This window comes from Clostridium sp. OF09-36, from assembly GCF_003481985.1.
In the GTDB taxonomy this organism is placed as follows: Bacteria; Bacillota; Clostridia; order Lachnospirales; family Lachnospiraceae; genus Brotaphodocola.
Genome location: NZ_QUMD01000003.1, coordinates 143,020 through 165,299, shown reverse-complemented (window position 1 = coordinate 165,299; position 22,280 = coordinate 143,020). Strand labels below are relative to the sequence as shown.

17 protein-coding genes and 3 tRNA genes are annotated in these 22,280 nt (G+C 49.2%); 1 reads left to right on the top strand and 19 read right to left on the bottom strand.

All coding sequences use genetic code 11. The annotated features are described in order from the left end of the window. Positions 1-108: 108 nt before the first annotated feature. From DXA97_RS04105 to DXA97_RS04095, 3 genes are all read right to left on the bottom strand, one after another. Complete coding sequence (locus DXA97_RS04105; protein ID WP_118718667.1) at positions 109-1,488, bottom strand: GntP family permease; 1,380 nt, start codon at positions 1,486-1,488, stop codon at positions 109-111. A gap of 339 nt (positions 1,489-1,827) precedes the next feature. Further along, the gene (locus DXA97_RS04100) at positions 1,828-2,283 is read right to left on the bottom strand and encodes a MaoC/PaaZ C-terminal domain-containing protein (RefSeq protein ID WP_118718666.1); all 456 of its coding nucleotides are present in this window, start codon (positions 2,281-2,283) and stop codon (positions 1,828-1,830) included. A gap of 108 nt (positions 2,284-2,391) precedes the next feature. After that, positions 2,392-3,969, bottom strand: coding sequence for a CoA-transferase (locus DXA97_RS04095; protein WP_118718665.1), 1,578 nt, complete (start codon positions 3,967-3,969; stop codon positions 2,392-2,394). A 234-nt stretch (positions 3,970-4,203) separates the two neighbouring features. Here DXA97_RS04095 and DXA97_RS04090 point away from each other — a divergent pair, with 234 nt between their 5' ends. Beyond that, entirely contained in the window at positions 4,204-5,691 is a 1,488-nt protein-coding gene (locus DXA97_RS04090; protein ID WP_118718664.1) for a sigma 54-interacting transcriptional regulator, read from the top strand. Positions 5,692-5,935: 244 nt separating this feature from the next. Here the strand turns inward: DXA97_RS04090 and DXA97_RS04080 are convergent. The 16 genes from DXA97_RS04080 to DXA97_RS04005 form a co-directional block, all read right to left on the bottom strand. Then, a tRNA-Arg gene (locus tag DXA97_RS04080) sits at positions 5,936-6,009 on the bottom strand. A gap of 250 nt (positions 6,010-6,259) precedes the next feature. Beyond that, the gene (locus DXA97_RS04075) at positions 6,260-7,564 is read right to left on the bottom strand and encodes an ATP-binding protein (RefSeq protein ID WP_118718662.1); all 1,305 of its coding nucleotides are present in this window, start codon (positions 7,562-7,564) and stop codon (positions 6,260-6,262) included. A gap of 165 nt (positions 7,565-7,729) precedes the next feature. Continuing rightward, the gene (locus DXA97_RS04070; RefSeq protein WP_118718661.1) at positions 7,730-7,960 is read right to left on the bottom strand and encodes an HPr family phosphocarrier protein; all 231 of its coding nucleotides are present in this window, start codon (positions 7,958-7,960) and stop codon (positions 7,730-7,732) included. 154 nt (positions 7,961-8,114) lie between these two features. Continuing rightward, positions 8,115-9,128 carry a response regulator transcription factor gene (locus tag DXA97_RS04065; protein WP_118718660.1) on the bottom strand — a complete coding sequence of 338 codons (1,014 nt, stop codon included), beginning with the start codon at positions 9,126-9,128 and terminating at the stop codon, positions 8,115-8,117. After that, on the bottom strand, positions 9,125-9,649 hold the full coding sequence (locus DXA97_RS04060) for a response regulator (protein ID WP_182436790.1): 525 nt from the start codon (positions 9,647-9,649) through the stop codon (positions 9,125-9,127). Before DXA97_RS04060 ends, DXA97_RS04065 begins: the two co-directional genes overlap by 4 nt. A 114-nt stretch (positions 9,650-9,763) precedes the next feature. After that, a complete protein-coding gene (locus DXA97_RS04055) occupies positions 9,764-11,341 on the bottom strand; it encodes a histidine kinase (RefSeq protein WP_118718658.1) in 1,578 nt (525 codons plus the stop codon). Then, positions 11,328-12,578, bottom strand: a complete 1,251-nt coding sequence (locus DXA97_RS04050) for an extracellular solute-binding protein (RefSeq protein ID WP_182436789.1) — start codon at positions 12,576-12,578, stop codon at positions 11,328-11,330. The genes DXA97_RS04055 and DXA97_RS04050 overlap by 14 nt, the downstream gene beginning before the upstream one ends. A gap of 83 nt (positions 12,579-12,661) precedes the next feature. Next, on the bottom strand, positions 12,662-13,090 hold the full coding sequence (locus tag DXA97_RS04045; RefSeq protein WP_118718656.1) for a DUF3783 domain-containing protein: 429 nt from the start codon (positions 13,088-13,090) through the stop codon (positions 12,662-12,664). Between the two features lie 153 nt (positions 13,091-13,243). After that, a tRNA-Leu gene (locus DXA97_RS04040) sits at positions 13,244-13,328 on the bottom strand. A gap of 17 nt (positions 13,329-13,345) precedes the next feature. After that, positions 13,346-13,427: transfer RNA gene (locus DXA97_RS04035), tRNA-Tyr, on the bottom strand. Positions 13,428-13,672: 245 nt separating this feature from the next. Beyond that, positions 13,673-15,745, bottom strand: coding sequence for a glycoside hydrolase family 13 protein (locus DXA97_RS04030; RefSeq protein ID WP_118718655.1), 2,073 nt, complete (start codon positions 15,743-15,745; stop codon positions 13,673-13,675). A gap of 527 nt (positions 15,746-16,272) precedes the next feature. Further along, a complete protein-coding gene (ftsH, locus tag DXA97_RS04025; RefSeq protein ID WP_118718654.1) occupies positions 16,273-18,081 on the bottom strand; it encodes an ATP-dependent zinc metalloprotease FtsH in 1,809 nt (602 codons plus the stop codon). A gap of 12 nt (positions 18,082-18,093) precedes the next feature. Continuing rightward, positions 18,094-18,624, bottom strand: coding sequence for a hypoxanthine phosphoribosyltransferase (gene hpt, locus DXA97_RS04020; protein WP_118543183.1), 531 nt, complete (start codon positions 18,622-18,624; stop codon positions 18,094-18,096). Continuing rightward, entirely contained in the window at positions 18,614-20,311 is a 1,698-nt protein-coding gene (gene tilS / locus DXA97_RS04015; RefSeq protein WP_118718653.1) for a tRNA lysidine(34) synthetase TilS, read from the bottom strand. The genes hpt and tilS overlap by 11 nt, the downstream gene beginning before the upstream one ends. A gap of 112 nt (positions 20,312-20,423) precedes the next feature. Further along, positions 20,424-21,830 carry a SpoIIE family protein phosphatase gene (locus DXA97_RS04010; protein ID WP_347561447.1) on the bottom strand — a complete coding sequence of 469 codons (1,407 nt, stop codon included), beginning with the start codon at positions 21,828-21,830 and terminating at the stop codon, positions 20,424-20,426. Positions 21,831-21,921: 91 nt separating this feature from the next. Next, positions 21,922-22,254 carry a septum formation initiator family protein gene (locus DXA97_RS04005; protein WP_118718652.1) on the bottom strand — a complete coding sequence of 111 codons (333 nt, stop codon included), beginning with the start codon at positions 22,252-22,254 and terminating at the stop codon, positions 21,922-21,924. Positions 22,255-22,280 lie beyond the last annotated feature (26 nt).

Genomic DNA, 22,280 nt, shown 5'->3' with positions numbered 1-22,280 from the left:
AACACCCTTTTGCGTTGTCTGTACGCAAAAGGGTGTCTTTTATGCCAACCATTTTATTCAGATAAGACTGTTTTTATACGCACAAACCTGTTTGAATCTGTATTGCGTTTATACCGGGATATAAGTCTGGCCGGTTACTACAATGAACAGTAACATCAGGATTACTGTGATGATCGGAGCAAGAACGAATACAACTGCACATGGCATGTAAGAGCTCTTGTGGCTGTTTCCGGTGTAGCTCAGTACAGATACGACCAGTCCGCAGTGCGGAAGGGAATCCAGAGTCAGAGCTGCGATAGAAGTACAACGGGACAGAGCTTCCAGGTTTACATGGTTCGGGTTGGTTGCAAGATCGCCGATGAAGTTTTCAATAACAACCGGCATTGCAAGACCGATACCACCGGTACCAGAACCGGTAACACCTGCCAGACCACCTACGGTAACAACAGATGCAACGATCGGGTTGCTGAATGCGCCAACCAGCAGGCCGCACAGGGTAGCGTAAGCCGGAACCATCTTTACAACGGAACCAAAACCTACGATTGCTGCGGTATTGAACAGGGAGGATACGCCACCCATAGCACCGTCGCTCATCATCTTCCAGAAGTTCTTAAGATCGAAGCTCTTGAAGAATAAGATAACAGCGGCCAGAATACCAACCAGCAGGGACAGCGGAACTGCTAATTTCACTACATTCAGGACGATCATTAAGATCAGCATCGGAGCCAGTGCTAACAGGAAGGACGGTCTGTTGGAGATATCCTTTGCAGCCTTCTCCTCCATAACCTTTTTATCTGCCTCAGTCAGCTCGAAATGCTCGCCGTTTTTCTTGCAGCGTGCGGTATACCAGAATACGAATACTACAACAAGAGCAGTCTCAAAGATTGCAAAACATACACCAGGAACCAGCCATGCAGTCGGTGCTACACCTAATGCAGTAGACGGGAGCAGGTTATGTGCCTGCGGAGATCCTGGGATCCATCCTGAAGAAGTACCTGCGCCTGCGAAATAGAACAGCGGCAGAAGTCTTCTCGGGATATCAGCCTCTTTGAACAGGGATAACATTAACGGATACATTGCAAAGAATGCAACGAATACGGAAACGCCGCCGAAGGTTAAGATCCAGCCAACCAGGATGATTGCCGGGATAACAGCCTTTGCGCCAAGCTTTGCAACGATAGTCTCTGCGATCGCATCTGCTGCACCGGAGTTATCGAATAACTTACCGAAGATTGCACCAAGTACGAAAATGCAGAAGTTGCTGGTGAAGTAACCACCTAAGCCCTGTACATAAGATGTATTGGCTGTGTCAGTCATGCTCTGTAAGAGATACTTGCCAACACCTACATCTACTCCTGCACCTGTGAACAGCGCTGCGGTCAGCAGGCAGAACAAAGATGCGATGAATGCGGAGTAGAAAACCGGGACACCTTTGAATACGAGCAGGATAACAATTGCGATACTCAGAAGAATCAGAAAAATGCCCATGAGTTGAACCCCCCTTCTTTATTTTGCATATTACCATTCCTGAACAATCCTGTAAGCTTACGCGATCCGCTGGTCAGACGTACTGCTCTCTGCAAACGTTCCTGCTCAGAATCCGGACGGCTCTGCCTTATCTGTTCAAAGCCGCCGGACAATCTCTTTTATTATATTTGTTGGATATTTTTTTGACAATAGCATTAATCGACAAAAAACTTGTCTACTAGTTGGTTAGTTTTGACAATGATTTCACAAAATGGTAGTGGCAATTGCAAGGGCCAATTTCATTGTGCTTCACGCAGTGAAGCTGTTACGGTTCGCACAGGCGTGCCACAGACAGGACAATCAGTCTCTTGCTTTCATCATAAAGGTCCATGCCATATCTGTGATCACGGTACCCTCCTGGTTTACCAGCTTCGCGGTGCATTTTAAAATACCTCTGCCCGGCTTTTTGCTGTGGTGTGCATCGTCCGGTGTCATCTCCAGATGAACGGTATCACCGATGCACAGCGGTGCAAGATATTTTGCAGTCAGCTCCAGAAATGCGATGGTCGTTCCCTCGAAAATTCCCATCTGGTTGGATAAGCCGGTAGAAATGATCAGTCCCAGTGCGCCATGGGCAACACGTTTTCCAAACATATTGTTTTTTGCAAACTCGTCATCCATATGGAGCGGGTTGAAATCACCAGAGACTCCAGCGAAATTTACCACATCTGCCTCCGTAATGGTACGTCCTACGCTCTCATAGCATTTGCCGATCTCAAAATCCTCCAGATAATAACCCTTTGCCTCGTAAGCCATTTTTTTTTCCTCCTAATCGTTTATGTTTTTTATCATATAAAGAACTTTTTCCATCATGCATTGCTGGGAAGTGTTCCCCGCCTTTTCCAAATGCATGATATCTTTGCCTTAAGCCTCTGCCTTTGCCTTCAGGATCTCTTCCAGTCCGAACGGCTCCGGTGCAAACAGGCGTGCATCCATCAGCGCAACCTTCTCCGGGATGACCGGCTTGAATTCCATATAAGGAAGGATATCCTTCTCAATGTCAATGCCAGGTGCAACTTCAGACAGCTCCAGGCCCTGATCGATTACCTTGAATACGCAGCGCTCGGTAATGAAGAGCACATGCTGTCCTTTCTTCCGGCTGAAATCTGCACTGAAGGTGATCTGCTCTACAGACTTTTTAAATTTAACCTTCTTGCCTTCCTGGAGGATGACAAGCTTTCCATCACGCACTTCTTCCTTTAAGCCGCCTGCAGTCATGGTGCCGCAGAAGATCACATTATGGGTAGACTGGGAAATATCAACCAGACCGCCGCAGCCTGCGATACGGGTACCAAACCGGCTCACATTGACGTTACCTGCATTATCTACCTCTGCGAAGCCCAGGCAGGTCATGGAAAGGTTGCCGCCGTTATAATAATCGAACTGGGAAGTCATCGGAAGAGCCGCCCATGCATTCACTGCACAGCCGAAGTCCTGTCCGCCTGTCGGTACACCACCGATCAGTCCACTCTCGATGCTTAATGTGATCTGGTCACCGGCACCTTCCTCTGCTGCTACTGCTGCCACGCCCTCCGGAATACCGATACCAAGGTTTACAACGGAATTCGGCATTAACTCTAAGGATGCACGGCGTGCGATCACCTTACGCTCGTCAAATGGAAGGGATGCAAAGCCGACACCATCCAGCTTGTAATGTCCAGCCAGTACCGGGTTGTAGTAAGAGCCTGGAGTCTGACGGTGGTTTTCTTCTGGATTTTCACTGACAACGATCGCATCAACCAGGTTTCCAGGTACCACAACCTGGGTACGGTCTACGGATCCGGAGGCTACATAGTTTTTCACCTGTGCGATTACCTTGCCGCCCATTGCCTTTACAGCCAGGGCTACATCCAGGGCATCGATCGGAGCACCCTCCTCTTCCATAGTGATATTGCCATGTTCATCTGCTGTCGTACCACGGATAAGGCCAATGTTTAATTTCGGCATCTGGTAAAACAGATACTCTTCCCCAAGAATATCTACCAGCTTTACCAGATCGTCCTTGGTGGCATCGCTCATCTTACCACCCTGCAGACGCGGGTCGCAGAATGTACCAAGACCGATCTTTGTGATCTCACCTGGTTTTCCTGCTGCTGCCGCACGGTACATATGGGAAATAACACCCTGCGGGAAGTTCCATGCCTGAACCTTGCCGGCATTGACTAAATCTACCATTCTGGTGTTGTTTGCGAAATGTCCGGTTATGTAACGTGTGATGAGACCTTCATAGCTCATCTCACAGATACCCTGGTCTTTATTATTTCCATTGCCGGCTCCATGCATCAGTGTAAGTCCGCACGGATGACCGGTCTCCTGAAAGCGCTCCCCGATCGCGCGGTAAATCTCGCGCGGCACAGTCATCAGCATAAATCCGGAAACCGCTACGCTGTCTCCATCATGGATCATGTCCAGTGCTTTATTCATGTCTACTCTTTTACCCATTTTTACATACCTCCTTTGTGATACTTTATTAAGCAAAATCCATGCCAACTTACCGGCTGCATTTTCGCCACGCATTTGACACATTTTTAACATCTTTTTTCAAAATCCCTTGTTCGGAAGTTGCAGTTTTGCACATTTCCGCGTTGCAGTTTTGCAATATTCGTTGCATATTAGCAACATTTTGTTTATAATCAGATTTAGAAAAACAACACATTCAACGGATAGGGGTATTTTATGGATACAAACAGAACAAACGGATACGAACATAGTTATTTGTGTGAAAAAATCATCGAGGAGTGTTACGACAGCATCGTAGTGACCGATGCCGATGGACGCTATATCATTGCAAATAAAGCGACTGAAGAATGTATGGGACTTTCCAAGGAACAGATTCTTGGAAAACGTCCTGACGATATGATGGCAAAGCATGTATACACCAATTCCACCATTCTGGAAGCCATGCGCACAAAAAAAACCGTCACAGGTCTGGTGAATGTGCGGGGTGTCAACCGGCTCTCTACCAGTCTTCCATTTCTGGATGAGCAGGGCAATGTCGAATTTATCATGACCAACAACCGTTCCAATATCATCATGGACGAATTTGCCAGACAGCTTGCCTACGAGCAGGAGCAGCACGACCGTTACCGCAACATTGCGGATTATCTCTACACCTCCAACGAAACCGATATGGTCTGCAAAAGTGAAAAAATGCACGCCCTGCGGCGGGACTGCGCAACCATTGCCATTGCCGACAGCTCCGTTATGCTGATCGGGGAATCCGGGGTCGGAAAAGAACTGATAGCCAAATTCATCCATTCCCAGAGTTCCCGCAGCATGCAGGCATTCATCGCCGTAAACTGCTCTGCCATTCCCCCAGAGCTGTTCGAATCTGAATTTTTCGGTTACCGCCCCGGCGCCTTCACCGGTGCAAGCGCCAAAGGAAAGCCTGGCTTTCTCCGCATGGCCCACGGTGGTACCCTCTTTCTCGATGAGCTTGGGGAGCTTCCGCTTTCCATGCAGTCAAAGCTTCTGCGCTTCACGGAAAGCGGGGAATTCTACCCGGTCGGAAGCACACAGACTGAAAAAGTCGATGTGCGCATCATCACGGCAACCAACCGGAATCTGATGCAGATGGTAAAAGAAGGAAGCTTCCGCAGCGACCTTTATTACCGTCTCCATGTCATCCCGATCCGTATTCCGGCTCTGCGGGAGCGCCCGGAGGACATTGAAGCCATTGCTGCCTACTACATAGAACGCTACAACAAAAAATACTGTAAAAAGACCTGCCTCTCCGAAGACAGCTTAAACCTGCTGCTGCAGTACCGCTGGCCCGGAAACGTGCGGGAGCTGCGCAATGTGATCGAGCGTGCTGTTCTCATGTCACAGGCTGGCAGTCCGGACCTTCCCTTACGGCCCATGCTCCATTCCGACTGGGACGCCAGAGAACTGCGGGAGCAAGACCTCACTGGACAAAACCAGGAAATGTCAAACGCACTCAAATCCCTGGAAGCTTCCGTTCCTTCCATCCCTATGCCAGATCCAGACCTGCCTCTTGCAGATGCCATAAAGCTCTTTGAGCAGCACTATATCGACGCAGTCATCGCCCGCCATAACGGAAAGCTCAGTGAGGCAGCCAGATCCCTTGGCATCCACCGCACCACCCTTTACCGGCGGCAGAAAGCCATAGATGGTCTAAGCGGTGCACCTTCTGGGAAATTCTGATTATAGATCATACAAAGCAGCAAACCCCCGGACCTGTATCTGCCAGAAACCAGCTTGCCGCTGACATTTTCTGCCAGAAGCGAAAAAACGAAGAAATTCTGCCAGAAGCGAAAAAAGACGGAGAAATCCAGCAAACTGGATTTTCCCGTCTTTTCTTCATTTCTGTTAAATTAACCCGCAAATCACATAAAACAAAAATCATATAAAACAAAAGGCACTCCTTTTCAGGAATGCCCTTTTTATACGTGCGCGAGAAGATTCGAACTCCCGACACCTTGGTCCGTAGCCAAGTGCTCTATCCAGCTGAGCTACGCACACATATTTGTTATTTTGTTGAGCTCTTGTTCGCTGCAACGATGTATATGATACCGCATGTTTCCTGTTTTGTCAACACTTTTTAAAAACTTTTTTCAAAAAAATTTTAAAGCCGTTTTTCACGGTTTTCCAGTACCGGTCGACTGCGGGAAAAATGGCTTAAATACGCCATTTCCCGCAGTTTTCTCTTTCGCCGGTATGACACAGGAATCCAAACTTTTCTTTTCCCGGTCTTATGGAATGACTAAATTTTTTACACGGTTCCCAGCAGATAATTGATAAACTGCTGTGCAGTACGTCCGGAAATTCCGCCATGGCTTAACTCCCACTTGTTTGCTTCCGCACGGAGCTCGTCATCTGACATGGCCAGTCCGGCACGGTGTGCCAGCTCTACGACAATGTTGAAATACTCCTTCTGGGACGGCTTAGAGTAATTGATGGTAACGCCGAAACGATTTACCAGGGAAAGCTTTTCCTCCATGGTGTCGGAGCGATGCATGCCGTTCTGGCTCTCAACATCGTCGCGGTCACTCCAGTTTTCTTTGATGAGGTGTCTGCGGTTAGAGGTTGCATAGATCAGGATATTATCCGGCTTGGTCTCTACGCCACCCTCAATGACTGCCTTCAGGAACTTATACTCAATCTCAAATTCCTCGAAGGAAAGATCATCCATATAGATAATGAAACGGTAGTTACGGTTCTTGATCTGGGCGATCACAGAAGACAGGTCCTTAAACTGGTGCTTGTAGATTTCGATCATGCGCAGGCCCTGGTCATAAAACTCATTGACGATTGCTTTGATACTGGTAGACTTACCGGTACCGCTGTCACCAAAGAGCAGAACGTTGTTGGCCTTTTTGCCCTCCACAAATGCCAGGGTATTGTCGACCAGCTTTTTCTTCTGGATCTCGTATCCGATCAGGTCATCCAGCATGACGGCATCCATGTTGTTGATCGCGCAGAAGTTTACGCCGCCATCTTCCCTGGACTGGATGCGGAATGCCTTATTCAGGCCAAACATACCAACGCCATAAGCTTTATAGAAGTTCGTCACTGCGTCAAAGAACTTGTCCTCATCCGGTGCAGCCGCCAGCTTTTCACTCAGCATACGGACCTTCTCGCTCACATTTTTATTATACATCAGTTCTTTTTTCCCAATTGCCTTATAATCGGTCAGGCGGGTGAAACAGTCAATCCCCAGGTATCCCTCCAGACCACTGAAATCATAATGGAACAGCTCCATAAATGCTTTAAAATCACTCTTTGCAAAGTAATTAACACTTCCATCGTTAGCGCCCACCTTCTCGCAGGTAATGCTGAACGGGTTCTCATTGGTGATCAGCAAAAATGTCAGGTAATTCTGCCATAAATTCTTGTCAAAACCATAATCGGTTGCCACCTGGAGCAGGTGCTTTACCTGGGTAAATGTTCTGGTAACCAGCTCTTCCTTTGTCTGGCTTTTGTCATCTGCCTTCCGGGTGATATCTGCCAGCTGCATTAAGATGGTATCCTTCGGCATATCGCCGTAAATCAGTAACCGTGAAACAATCTTGTACATTTCTCCCCTCACCTTTCTTCGTTACTGTTCAGTAACATCTTTTCTTCTAAAACGTGATCATGTCCTCGTGACATTTTACCACATCTCTCCATAAAATAAAAGACAGAACAGCTTGCGCCATTCTGTCTGGTATGGGGGAACAAATAAATTGAAAGTCTCGTATTCTTATGCTGCTTTGTACTTCTCGATGTTGTGGAAAAGATCTGTGCAGTCGTTGCTGTAGATTTTTAAGTTTACAGTCTGGTTAAAACCAAGATTCATGATTCCCAGTAAAGACTTTGCATCTACTACAACACTTCCACGGCAAAGATCCATATCAAAAGGATACTGCTCTACCGTTTTTACAAACTCCAGTACTTCATCCGGATTCCGGAAAGTCAGATTTATCTCTCTCATAATGGTCACTCCTTTAAATCTGCGAAAAACGAAAAATATGATCAATTTGTTTTATGTCATCTTCTTTATGTTGACATTATTCTACCATTTTCGCAGAAAATGCAAAGAGGAAATTTTTAAAAAAGGAGTAACTATTTAAGGTGTTATTCCTTTATCAATGATTTTCTTTCCGGAACTGTGCAGGAAGCATGCCAACCTCCTCTTTAAATACCTTGCTCATATACTTTGGGTCCGAATATCCCACCATTTCCGCGATCTGGTTCAGTTTCAGCCCGGAATGCAAAAGAAGCTCTTTGATGCGCTCGATCCGCATCTTCCGCACGGTTTCTGTAAAAGACATGCCCGTTTCTTTTTTGATCAGCATGCTCAAATACTCATCTGTCACGCAAAGACGCCCGGCCAGCTCTTCCAGCGTGATTCCCTGACTGTAGTAAGCTTCCATCATGGAGAGAGCCTTCTTTACCAGCAGGCTGACATTTTCCGGACGCTCTAATCCTCCTGTGATTTCCTCATAAAAATGCTGCATCAGCTCCCTGATACGCTGCCATGAAATTGCCTGGGACAATTCCCCGACAATGTGCTGCATGGAAATGTTATCGGTTCCGCGCCCCATCGAGTCAGAAACAGTAACCAGGGCTACCACCAGCCTTGTCCAGGATTCCCGGATCTCATCTGGATGATGCGGCTCTTCTACACAGTACGCAATGATCTGCTCCAGAATACGGTCATATGCTTCCTTATCCCGCTTCACCACAGCCTGCTTCAGCTGGGACTCTAAATCCAGTGAATATTTTATCGGCACTGTCTGGGTCGCACCAATCTGTTCTTCCGTCATCAGGTTTCCTTCCGGGAAGCATAGCTTCCACATTCTGGCATGCTCCAGCTTCTCAAATCCCGCTGAGAATTCCGCCAGTCCCTGACAAATTGTCCAGCTAAAGATCGGAGCATGCTCCAGCGTGCGGTAAGCTGCCGGAATCACCTGCTTCTCATACCAGTTCCTGATCTTTTCCGGATCCTTCATCTGGTAGAAGATCACAACGATCGCCCGGTAACGCACCGTTGTCAGCATACAGGCCTTATATTCACTTCCTGCCTTCACATACGGCTCCAGAAAGCGTTCAGCAGGCTCATAATAATTGTCATAGTAATCGCTGAGATAGGCCATCATGATTGCAAAGGTACCATGCTGTCAAGACCATACGCCGCTTCTGTATAGTTTTCCAGTTCTTCGTCCACATCCAGCTCCGCAAGCAGGGCGGAACGGAAAATCTGCTCCAGTGAAAGCAGCTTTTCCTGGATTTTTCTGGTTCCTGCAGCCTGCTTTAAAGACGCACTGACTCCCTGGAGAGTCTTTTTCAGCTCCTCAATCTTGATCGGCTTTAACAGATAATTCTCAATTCCCAGCTCAATGGCCCGCTTTGCATAGGAAAAATCAGAGTATGCCGTTAAAACGATCGCTTTCCCCTGAAACCCGTTTTCCCGCAGCTTCTCCAGCATCGTCAGACCATCCATCTCCGGCATTTCAATATCCATGATCACCAGATCTGGATTTTCGCCGGAAATAAGCTGGTATCCTTCCTGTCCGTCCTTTGCAGCACCGGCTACCTCATATTCTGGATCCAGCTTCGGCAGCATCCTTGCAAGTCCGCTGCGAATAGACTTTTCATCTTCCACTATTATTATCTTCATCCTGACTGCCTCCACGTATCGCACGAATAAACAGATGCACACTGGTTCCTGATCCTTCCCGGCTCTCGAAGTACATCCCGTGATTTTCCCCATAATAGAGCTCCAGACGTTTTCTTACATTGGCAACGCCACATGTGCCCCGGCGCTGCTCTTCTTATTATTTAATTCTCTCACAAGTTCGGGCGAAATGCCACACCCATTATCATGAATCTGGATATAAAACTGCTCTCCGGATAATTTCATGGAAATTTCAATCCGGCATGGCTCCTTCATGCGGCGGAATCCATGATTGATCGCATTCTCTACAAAAGGCTGTAACAGGAGCTTGTGGATCCGGTATCCCATCAGCTCCTTGGGGATATCCGTAACAACCGAAAGAGGCTGGTCCAGCTTTTCCTTCTGCAGCATGATATAACGCTCCAGCCAGGATAATTCCTGGCTGATGCTCACCATATCCCCAGGGTTCCGGATAGAATAGCGCAAAATATCTGCCAATGCCCCAACCATACTGCTGATTTCAAATTCATCGCACTCCAGAGCTTTCCAGTTAATGGTATCCAGGGTATTATACAGAAAATGGGGATCGATCTGCGCCTCCATGGCCTGAAGCTCTGCATTTTTTTGTTCCACGGTAGACTGCTTTACTGCCTCCATCAGCTTCTTTAGCTGAACAGACATCTCGTTAAAACCGGCTGAGATCCGCTCCAATTCATTGGCAGGCTGGGATGCTAGTGGGATCTGCACGGAAAAATTTCCATTTTCAATCTCTGACATCGCATATCCTAAGCGGCCCACCTGCTCCAGCATGGGGCCTGTCATCAGACTGACCAGTGTTAGGGAAAGCAGCATCAGGGCTGCAAGTGTTCCCAATCCAATGCAGATATTGGTAAATACCATCTGCTCAAACTGGGCCGTCTCATAAAAATGATAGACATCCCATCCTGTTTTTTTATTTTTTGTCTGCAGCACCCGGTATCCCCGCTGCGGCTTCGATAAAATACTGCTTCCAATCTGCTTCGTATCAGCGGCAGCAATGATCTGTCCCGATTCACAGACATAAACCGATGACTGGGCACTGACCTGAATCTCCTTCCATAGTACAGACTGGTCCACACTCAGGATGACGGTTCCGATCCTGCGGTTGATATTCCGGTAATCTGCCAGACGCCGGACCAGCTGGAACATATGAACCGGATGCTCCGCCTCACCGATGACCTCAGAACTCCCGCGGTACAGCGCCATCTGATCCTGTATATCGCTGACCGAAATCCGGTTTGCCCACTTTGTAGAAACAAAAGAGGCTGCTCTCTTATCATAAAAGCAGACCTGTCCCGATTCTGTTATCAGGGTGATTCCCTCTACCCCTTCATTCCGGTTACAGATGTGTGCCAGATTACGCCGGATCTGGTACTTTAGCGCATCAGATGGTTTTTCCGATTCATTGATGTCTTCTACCAGCTCGATCATCGCATCGTCCGTGCAGAAATCGTAAAGGACCATATCATATTTGTCCACAATCATCTGCAGTATATGGTCGGCCGTATTCAATTCCCCGCTCAGCTCCCGCTGCAGGTTGTGTTTCATGATCTTCCAGGTCTGTGCCTGCAGGTAAAGGGAAAAACACAGGATCGGAATCACCAGGACAACCGCCAGAAATATGATCATAGACCGCAGGCTTCTACTCTTTTTCATAACTTTCCCTCCTGATCCGGTTGATCCGCTCAGACAGCTGCTCTAATTCTTCTGGTTCATCTTGCCCCAGAATAACCCGGTTGATGCTTTCCGCAAGCTCCATGGAAAGCGACGGCCAGTAAGCCTCTCTCTCCCGGAGCTTCGCTTCCTTTAAGTAATCCCAGCACGCTTTCTTTTCCGGATTGTTCTGAATCTGCGCCTTCAAAAGATCCTTTCTGGCAGACAGGTATCCCATGCTTTCTATATACTGGCTAGTCTGTTCCGGCTCTGCCATATATCTCACAAATTCCCTTGCCTCTGCCTCATGCTCCTGGCAAGCCACGGCAAGCACCTCTCCACCACTGACTGTGATCGAATTTTCCCCACATGGAAGTCTGGTCACTGCAAAATGAAGATCTGGATTTTCTTCCCGGATCTCATTTTCATAGCCCGATATCATAAAGACCATAGCAATGTTTTCATTGGCAAATTCCCATGCAATATCGGAAAGAGTCATATTTACGTTGTCCTCGCTGAGTGCCCCATTCTCGGCCAGCTGCTTCAAGAAGCCAAATGCCTGCTCTCCAGCCAAAGAGTCGATCTGTGCCAGCGTTCCCCCATAATTCCAGAGAATTGGTAAAAAGCAAAAACTGCTTTCCTCACTCTGCAATGCAGGAAATGCGCAGCCAGATACCCGTTCTGAGGTAACACGCTCTGCAGCCTTCACGAATTCTTCCAGTGTCTTAGGCGGCTCTACGCCAGCCTGGCTCAAAATATCTATATTATAATAAAACATCAGACAATTCATTCCCAATGGCAGACCAACCAGATGCCCGTCTTCGCGGTGGCAGCTGATCAATGCCCTGGACAGGTAATCTTCCTTACGGATATCAGATGACAGGTCCTGTAAGATTCCTGCCTTATCGTAATACTGGATATCCGAAGAATCAACCACGACCAGATCTGGAGTTTCCCCCTCTGCTGCAGCAAGAATCAGCCTTTTCTTAAAATCTTCATCCGCAATATAATTTGCCTGGATTTCAATCTCTTCATGGGTTTCATTAAATTTCTGAATCAGCGATGCAAGACAATGCCTGGCATCTTCGCTTCCCCAATAATGCCATAGCTGAAGCACCGTCTTTTTCTCCGGCTGGCTCACCACCTCCGGTATACAGGCCGTAAGACACACTACCATACAAAGCAGCATGAACAGAACCATTCTTTTGTCTATTTTCTTTCCTGTTTTCTTTCCTGGCATCTTCACCGTCCTCTTTGTCGCCTTCCTTCCCATCTTCACCACCTTCTTCTCATCGTTCCGGTTTCTATGGCAAAACATTGTCTCTATTTCTGAGGCTCTGCCGCAGACTGTTTCATGCGCTCATGTTCTTCCTTTATTTCCTCATATAAATGGTAAAAGGTCCAGCTTGCATTAGTTGGTGTGATAATTGCTTTTAATTCCACCTTAGGTACTCCGGCCTTCCGCAAGGCAGCTAACAGTTCATCGATCCGGCGGCTGGTAAAGCCATGCATGACCAGCACTTCCTCCGGTATCACCTTTGCTGGATTCTCGTTTCCCTGTTCCTCCAAATTTCCCACCTTTTCAAACCCTGCAAGACCTGCAAGCGCACCCACTGTTTCCATCACCTGTTCCGGACCTACATTGCGGATCCGGATTCCCATACGCACCAATACCCCTTTTAGCTTCATTACCTTTGATGATGGCTGCGGATTATAATAAAGGATCATCTCGCGTGCTGAATTTCGAATCATGTTCTTTACCTCTTTTCTTTATTTTTTGTCCACCGCATGCAAGCATGCGTGTCCACATGTGTTCCACGTTCACTTTTGCCTTCGCGCACATTATACACGATTCACGAAAAAAAAGGTATCTCTGTAAGTACAGAAATACCTTTTTCACGTAAATGCCGCAGGCGGAATCGAACCGGCACGGGAGATTAGTCCCGCAGGATTTTAAGTCCTGTGCGTCTGCCAGTTCCGCCACTGCGGCATATCCTTTTCAGGAAATGGATGGAGGTGGATTCGAACCACCGAAAGCACAGCTAACAGATTTACAGTCTGCCCCCTTTGGCCACTCGGGAACCCATCCATACTAGCTTCGACAAGCAAAAATTATATTATCATACCAACTGCCAAAAAGCAAGCAGTTTTTTGCTTTTCCATTTACTTTCCATTTACTTTTATATATACAAATTGCCAAAAAAGGCCTCCGCACCGTGGTAAGTTCCCGGTACGAAGGTCTTTTCTTTATCTGATTTACATCATTTCTCTATATTCTTCCGCAAAACTGCAGTCTATATGCGTTCTGTCATACAGACACCGGCCGAACATTCCTTACACCAGCACCCCACTGGACAACAGCACGCCGCTGTGCGCCGGTACCTCCAGTGTCAGATATCCGTGGTCTGCATGGTAGTCTACCCGTCCTGCGTTATAGCCGCTCTCATAGGACATCATCATGCGGGTGATCACATCTTCATCGGTAATGCCAAGCTCCCAAACCGGCACGCTGACGGTTCTGCCATCGCCGCGGTTGTTGATGATGATCGCGCACTTATTTTCCCCGCTCATGCGGCCATACATGATGAGCTGGCGGTCTGCCTGAAGCTGCTTTAAGGAGCCGCGGCGCAGGGCCGGAAGCTTCTTGTGCAGGTCAATGAGATAACGGTAATACTCGATCAGTTCAAAATCCTCGGATCCCCACGGATACGTCCGGCGGTTATCCGGGTCAGTCCAGCCGCACACGCCTGCCTCGTCTCCGTAATACAGGGTCGGTGCGCCAGGCCAGGTCATCTGCACCATGATGGCTTCCCGGAAGGTTCCGTAATTAATTCCAAATTCTGCCATCTTCGCACCCGCACTGGCCAGACGTCCCACGATCTGGTTGGTCCTGGTCAGGAAACGACTATGGTCGTGGTTTGACAACTGGTTCATAGCCACCAATACAGACTGGGTCTGCATCCGGCTCATGTGGTAATACATAGATCGGAAAAAGCTGACGCCATCACCGTAGAGGGCACCATTATACTCATCGCTGTGCTTTTCCATACCGGTTAAAAACCAGGTAAGCGGCTCCATAAACGCATCGTAGTTCATGACGGTATCCCACTGGTCTCCGGCCAGCCAGCTGCTTGGGTCCCCGTAATGCTCTGCCAGAATGATAGCCTCCGGATTTGCCTCTTTGACATGCTTCCGGAATTCCTGCCAGAATTTGTGGTTATACTCACTGCTATGGCCCAGATCGGCTGCCACGTCCAGACGCCAGCCGTCTACCTGGTACGGCGCAGATACCCACTTACGGGCAATCTTCATAATGTATTCGAACAGCTTCGGCGAATCCTCGTAGTTTAACTTCGGCAGGGTATCGTGTCCCCACCAGCCGTCGTAGGTACCGTTATCCGGCCACGCATCCTCATTATAAAACTTAAAGAAGCTGCAGTACGGACTCTCTTTGCTCTCATAAGCACCTGGTTCGTAGCTGCCCTGGTTGCTATAGATCTTCTCGCGGTCCAGCCACTTGTTAAAGGAACCACAGTGGTTAAACACACCATCGATGATAACGCGCATGCCGCGCTTGTGGACCTCTTCCATAAAGCGGGCAAAAAATGCATCGCTGGCAGCCAGGTTTTCCGGGTCTGCGCTGCGCATCTGGTAGCGGGTTGCATGGTCATTGTTCACTGCATTCTCTGCCACCGCTTCTCCGCCGTCTTTAACGATCACGCCATAGTGCGGATCGATGTGGTCATAATCCTGGCTGTCATACTTGTGGTTGGATGGGGAAACAAACAGCGGATTGAAGTAGATGACCTCCACCCCCAGATACTGCAGGTAATCCAGCTTGTCCCACACGCCCTGCAGGTCACCGCCGTAGAAACAGCCTACATCCATCGTAGACGGGTTAGTGCTCCAGTCCGTAACCCGGTGTACCGGACACCCAATGTAGACATACTCACACTCTGTCACATCATTGCTCTTGTCTCCATTGCAGAAGCGGTCCACAAAGATCTGGTACATGACTGCGCCCTTCGCCCACTCCGGCGTATGGAATCCCGGGGTGATGCGGAATGCATAGCAGCTCTGGATGTCCATGGTAGCTCCTAATCTGTTAAAATAGCAGATTTCATTGTCCTTCACCACCTGGAAATAATACCGCTGTGGCTCACTGTCCGCCTCCATCCGGTATTCATAGTAATCAAACAGGCGGTCCGAAGATACCTTTCGCATCTCTGCCTGAATATTTTTATCTTCCTCAATATAAAAAACCCGGTCGACATCGTCCTTCGCGGTGCGAAAGCGGAGCGTTACAGTCTCGCCCGCGTTCGGTTCTTCCGGTCTGCGGTAATCCTGCGTCTCATCCGTAAACAATGCCTGCCGGTTCATTCCATTTTCCTGATGCTCATCAAACATAACCCCTGCTCCTTCCTCCCGGGTTTTTTGTTTCTGCCCTGATCCTGTCTGCGCGTTACGCAAATAAAACTTTTGTATGACTATTTTCCCCGATGGAATCGTATAATCTCATTTTATATGATTTTCATGTCAATGACAACATGTTTATTATCTGAAAACAAACATCTACCATTTATGGGTAGGAATTTTCTGAACTGAAAATTCCGTACAGTACAGTCGTGGTAGCAGATTTTGCCGATTTGGAATGCAAAGCATCGGCAAAATCCGCTGTTGTTTGCGCATTGCGCAAATAACAGCGAAAGAGCCAGCGGGGTAGCTGGCTCTTTCAGGAGAAGGTATTTCGTTTCTTATGGGGTGTAGCAAAAACTATATAATGTATTGGGGGGTTTACGTGTATTATAATAGCACGGACCAACCAATAAGTGTTAACAAACATGAACAAATTTCAAAACTTTTTTTGTGCACTTTGCATAGTTTCATTTGTTTTGCCCCGCTAAGCAAACGCATCTATGCCTTCTGACTTCTTTTTATTTCTGGAACAATGCCTCAAACTCTTCCTGTCCGATTTTCTCTTTCTCGATCAGCAGGGCGGTACAGCTCTCCAGCACATCCCGGTGCTCCAGGATAACGTTCTTTGCTTTTGCGTAGCACTCGTCGATGATACGCTTTACTTCCGCGTCAATGGAAGCGGTCACCTCATCACTGTAAGCACGCACATGACCGAAGTCTCTTCCGATGAATACCTCATCATCGTCGCTGCCGTAATCGATCATGCCAACCTTCTCGGACATACCATACTGGGTCACCATGGCACGCGCGATCTTGCTGGCATGCTTGATATCCTGGGAAGCACCGGTCGTCACATCACCGAAGATGATCTCCTCTGCGATCCGGCCGCCTAAGGATACCATGATATCCTGCAGCATCTTGCCCTTGGTGTTGAACATCTCGTCCTCACCCGGGAGCGGCATGGTGTAGCCTGCTGCCCCGACGCCGGTCGGGATGATGGATACCGTGTGAACTGGTCCCACATCCGGCAGTACATGGAACAGGATCGCATGACCAGACTCGTGGTATGCAGTAATCTTCTTCTCTTTCTCGGAAATGACACGGCTCTTCTTCTCCGCGCCGATGCCAACCTTAACAAATGCGCGGTCGATATCGCTCTGGCGGATAAAGCTGCGGTTTTCCTTTGCCGCAAGAATGGCGGCCTCATTCATGAGGTTTTCCAGATCAGCTCCAGTAAAGCCGGAGGTTGTCTTTGCCACGCGTGCCAGGTCTACGTCTTCTCCAAGCGGTTTTTCCTTGGAATGCACCTGAAGGATCTCCACGCGGCCCTTCACGTCTGGACGGCCAACTGCAACCTTACGGTCAAAACGGCCCGGACGTAAGATAGCCGGATCCAGGATATCTACACGGTTGGTCGCTGCCATGACAATGATGCCCTCATTGACACCGAAACCGTCCATCTCAACCAGAAGCTGGTTTAAGGTCTGCTCGCGCTCGTCGTGGCCTCCGCCCATGCCAGTACCACGTCTGCGGGCTACGGCATCGATCTCGTCGATAAATACGATACACGGTGCTGCCTTCTTGGCATCCTCGAACAAATCGCGGACACGGGAAGCACCGACGCCGACAAACATCTCTACGAAGTCAGAACCGGAAATGGAGAAGAACGGCACACCAGCCTCACCAGCTACTGCCTTGGCAAGCAGGGTCTTACCGGTTCCAGGAGGGCCCACCAGGATCACACCTTTCGGGATCCTCGCGCCTACACTGGTGTACTTCTGGGGATTTCTCAGGAAATCCACCATCTCTTCCAAATCTTCTTTCTCTTCCTGGAGACCTGCCACATTTTTAAATGTCACATTGCTGGTGTTTGTCATGCGGGCACGGCTCTTGCCAAAGTTCATCATCTTGGCATTGGTACCACCGCCTGCACCGGCTCTCATGTTCATGATGACCATCATCAGAATCACTGCGCCTACAGAGATCACAACCGGAAGAATGATGCTCATCCAGTAACTGGTCTGCGGAACATCGTTCATACTGTAATCAATGTCTGCATTCTGAAGCATCTGCTGGACCTGGTTTACATCAGAAACATAGGTCACATAAACCTCACCTGCACGGTTGGAAAGACGCACCTCACCGGTCGGTGTCTGCTCATTCTGGTAAATGACCAGACTTCCGACATCTCCATTTTCCAGTACCTGTTTAAACTGCTGGTAACTCAGCTCATTCTGTTTGCGCCCCGGCATAAACGCCAGCGCCAGTACGATCAGAAGCAGCGGAAAAAGCAGCCAGCTGCCCCGAAAACCACTTTGCTGTTTCACTCACCGGCCTCCTTACTGATCTACCTCAACCACACCGATAAACGGCAGGTTGCGGTATTTCTGGGCGTAATCGAGACCGTAACCTACTACGAACTCATCCGGGATGGTGAAGCAGGTATAATCGACCTTGACCTGCTTTTTCACACGGCGCTCCGGCTTGTCAAGCAGGGTGCACAGGTGAATGCTCTTCGGTCCGCGCTGCTTCAATACCTCGATCAGGTAAGAAAGGGTACGGCCGGAGTCGATGATATCCTCCACGATCAGGACCTCTTTTCCTGCCAGGGACTCATCCAGGTCTTTTACAATACGGACAACGCCGCTGGATTTGGTGTCATCTCCATAACTGGAAACAGACATGAAATCCATGGTAACCGGAACGGTAAGGCGTTTTGCCAGCTCACAGGTGAAAAATACGCCACCCTTTAAAATGCAGATCAGATGGATTTCTTTTCCCTCATAATCTTTGCTGATCTGTTCTGCCACTTCGCTGATTCGCTTGTTTACATCTTCTTCCGGCAACAATACTCTGATCTTATCTGCCATAATCTTTTCCTCCGTCGCAGGTTACCTGCAATATGTTTTTTGTTTTGTTATCTATCTTATAGTATTCGCTGATCCGGTAACCCACCACCCACAATACATGATCGTTCTCTGCAAGAAGCAGAATGTGGTCCCGGTCTTCTTTTGGGATCTTTTCGTCGATCATAAAACGGGCAATGGTTTTACGTCCTCCGGACGGCAGGATCAGGTAATCCCCCGTCTTTCGGGTTCTAATGGACAGCGTACCTTTGATTTTATCATAGTCAAACCATTTCGTATACTGGTTTTTAGGAATTTCCTGGCCTTTTTGGCGAGAAAATACTGTCATTTGGAGCGCTTGGTCCATTTCCAGACTATATTCTTCACCGTATCCGGGACCTGCTGCTTCTGTTTTCCGGGAAACCATGTCCGGTCCGGTATTTCGGGTCAGCGCAAGCGTCTCATATCCAATCATTGCGATCAGACCTCCCGGAAGATTGATCCTGCTTCCCACCTGCTTTTCTGCCAGCTCCGTGATCTGATGGAAATGTCGGCTGGTTATATTTTTCCAGCCCGGATGAAGCAGGTTTAACATATGCCGGATCAAGTAGGTTTTCAGAATGTCTGGCTGCGTTCGGAATGTGGCAAGGGGGATTTCTGCGCGGACGCAGTCTTTTGCAGCCTGTTTTTCCGAATCCCAGAACTTTGCAGAATCCTTGTTTCCAGAATCGCAGGAAGCATCTCTTTTCTCCTTGCCGTACAGCGCCCCGGCTCTCTTCCAGATTTCTGCTGCCTGATCTGCCAGATACGCATCTGCCTGCCCGATGATCTGCCCGGCCTGCAGAATGTGTTCCTCTGCCTGTGCGTTCACCGCACGTTTCAGCAGAGGCAGCACCTCGTTCCGAATCCGGTTTCTGGTGTAATCACCGGACTGGTTCGTGCTGTCCTCGCACCAGCCAAGGCCCTCTGCCCTTAGATACTCACGGATTTCCCCGCGCCCCACACAAAGAAGAGGCCGGATACGCCGTCCCTGCACCGGGCGGATGCCGGAAAGTCCCGTCAGGCCGCTGCCACGGAGCAGATGATGCAGAATCGTCTCTGCATTGTCATTCAGATGATGCGCCAGCGCAATCTTCACCCGGTGTTTTCCTGCATTGCCCGGACCCGCTGCCGGATCAGCCAGACATTCTCCTGCATTGTCCGAACCCGCCGCCGAATCGTCCTGGCTCCCTGCTGACTCCGTCTGGTTTCCCACAGGTGCTTCCTGTTTTCCCACCGAAAGCTCCTGCTCCCACGCCGCAGCCTGCTCTTCCAATATCTGGTAGCGCAGGATCCGTCCCGCTTCTTCCTCCGAAAGTCCATGCTCTGCCGCATATTCCGGGACCTGGCAGTGTGCCGCCAAAAACGGGATCTGAAGCATTTTGCAAAGCTCCCTGGCGAAGGCTTCATCCCGGTCTGCCTCCGCACCGCGGATCCCATGGTTTACATGAACCGCACGTAAGTCGAAACGGATCTGCTGTTTTTCTGTTTCTGGCCCAGCTACAGTTCCTGTAACCTCTGCAGCCTGGCATTCCAGCCCCATCTGCGCCAGCTCCTTTAATACTACCAGAAGACACACCGAATCCGCTCCACCGGAAAGCGCCACGATCACACCGTCTCCCGGCTGTATCATGTTCTGTTCCCATATATAGTTTCTTACTTTTTGTAACATCTTATCCTTCCTGTACTCTGGTTTATACCTGTATTTTGTTCCTGCCGCAAGCAGTGATTCCGCTGCTGTTCACACATGCGTGCCCAGCAATGGGTGTTTGCCCTTTCATTCGCTACCGTTTCCAGATACCCGCCACCAGCACTGTCATGTCATCATTCATGCCACCATTCTGGCAGGCAAACCGTAAGATCCGTTCCGCCATATCCTGGGGTGTTTTTACCGGCATGGATTCCAGATACTCCTTCAGGGTTGCTTCTTTTTCCAGACCCGGACAAGCCTCCAGCACTCCGTCTGTCATCATAATGATCCGGTCATCGTCCCAGAGCTTCCGGGAGAGCAGCACAGGCTCTGCCTGGGAGAGCACTCCCGCCGGAAGATTTCCTGCCTCCAGCACCTCTGCCGTTCCGCCGCTTAAAATAAACGTAGCAACGGCCCCCATTTTCATAGCCTCCAATAGCCCGCTGCAAAGATTTACACAGCAAAGATCCAGTGTGGCCGGATGCTGCTCCACTCCGGCCAGCAAAAGAATGGTATTCACCATTTTTAGTGCTGAGCGGGCGGAAAATCCTGTTTCCAATAGCTGCTGCACCAGCTCGATCACCTTCTGGCTTTCCCTGGCAGCCGTTTCCCCACTTCCCATTCCGTCGGACAAGCTCATGATAACCTGCCCGGGCAGGCTTCCGAAATACGTATAGTTATCCCCGGAAATGCCTGTCCCATTCTTCGGCATACGTGCTACCCCATAGATCATCCGGTATTCTCCCGGTTCCAGGAAACGCACGATCCCCGGCTGCTTTGTGATAAGCGCACGAGTATCTGATGGCGCATACCATCCCTTTCCGCCCACAGCCTGTCCAAACAGCCCTGCCGCATCCTTCGCTGTCATACACCGGTTTCCAAGCGTGTGAAGAGTCACATAAGCCTCCCGGTACCGGTCTTCATGCTCCAAAAGCAACATATTATCTACCGAGACCTGATGCAGCCGGAACAGGCGGCGGACCGCCTCCAGCTTCTGGTCCGTAATATCTGCAGCCTGTCCCATTTGCTCTGCAAATTCATCGAGCATGGCCGCCAGCTCCCGAAACTGCACCATGACCGTATCACGGCTTTCTAAAAAACGGTTCTTCCATTCCAGATTCATCGTGGCCCGCCCCAGGTTCCGGTTTAACTGGGCCAGATATTCCTCTTTGTTACGGCAGGTTTCCAAAAACAGTCTCGGCATATCTTCATACTCCACCCGCCCTTTCTGTTCAAACGAGCGGAGGAGATAATATAAATAATAACTGTCTTCCTTGTTTGCATCGCAATACAGGTTACAGCGGCTGCACTGGCCACACACCATTGCGGCTGCCGTCTGCATAGCCGCCTGGGCATCCTCCCTGGTCAGCCCTTTTTCATCCTCCATCCGGTCATTGCAGGCTCTGGCCAGGCATTCTAACGACTGGGCCATCTCACGCAACCGTTCTGCTGTATAGATATGAACATCCGCCATGTCCCGGCGCCGTTTTCGCTTCCACACAAAAAATCCCCTCCTGAACCACAATATATGCTTCAGGAAAGGATCCTATGCCTGTTATTTTTCTGCAACCACAACTGTATGGTACGGCAGCTTAGTTGTTTTTAGGTGCAGGTTTTAAAAGGATTTCATCTGGCTTGACCAGACCCAGCTTTTGCTTGGCCACTTCCTCGATATACTGCTTGGTCTGTACATAGACCCGGCGTTCCTCCAGCTCTGCCGCCCGCTTCTTTTCATTTTCAACCTGGCGAGTCAGGGCTTCTTCTTTTGCCTGATACTCCATAACCTTCTTTTCCATGGAAGTATTCTTGACATTCACAACCACTGCCAGGCTAAGTACCACGACCGAGATGCCGATCACGGCCAGACGGTTTCCCAACCGGTCCTTATTCTTGCGCTTTCTGCGCCCTGTTTCCCGCGCTTTCATATTCCTCACCAACTTCTTTGTTCCCT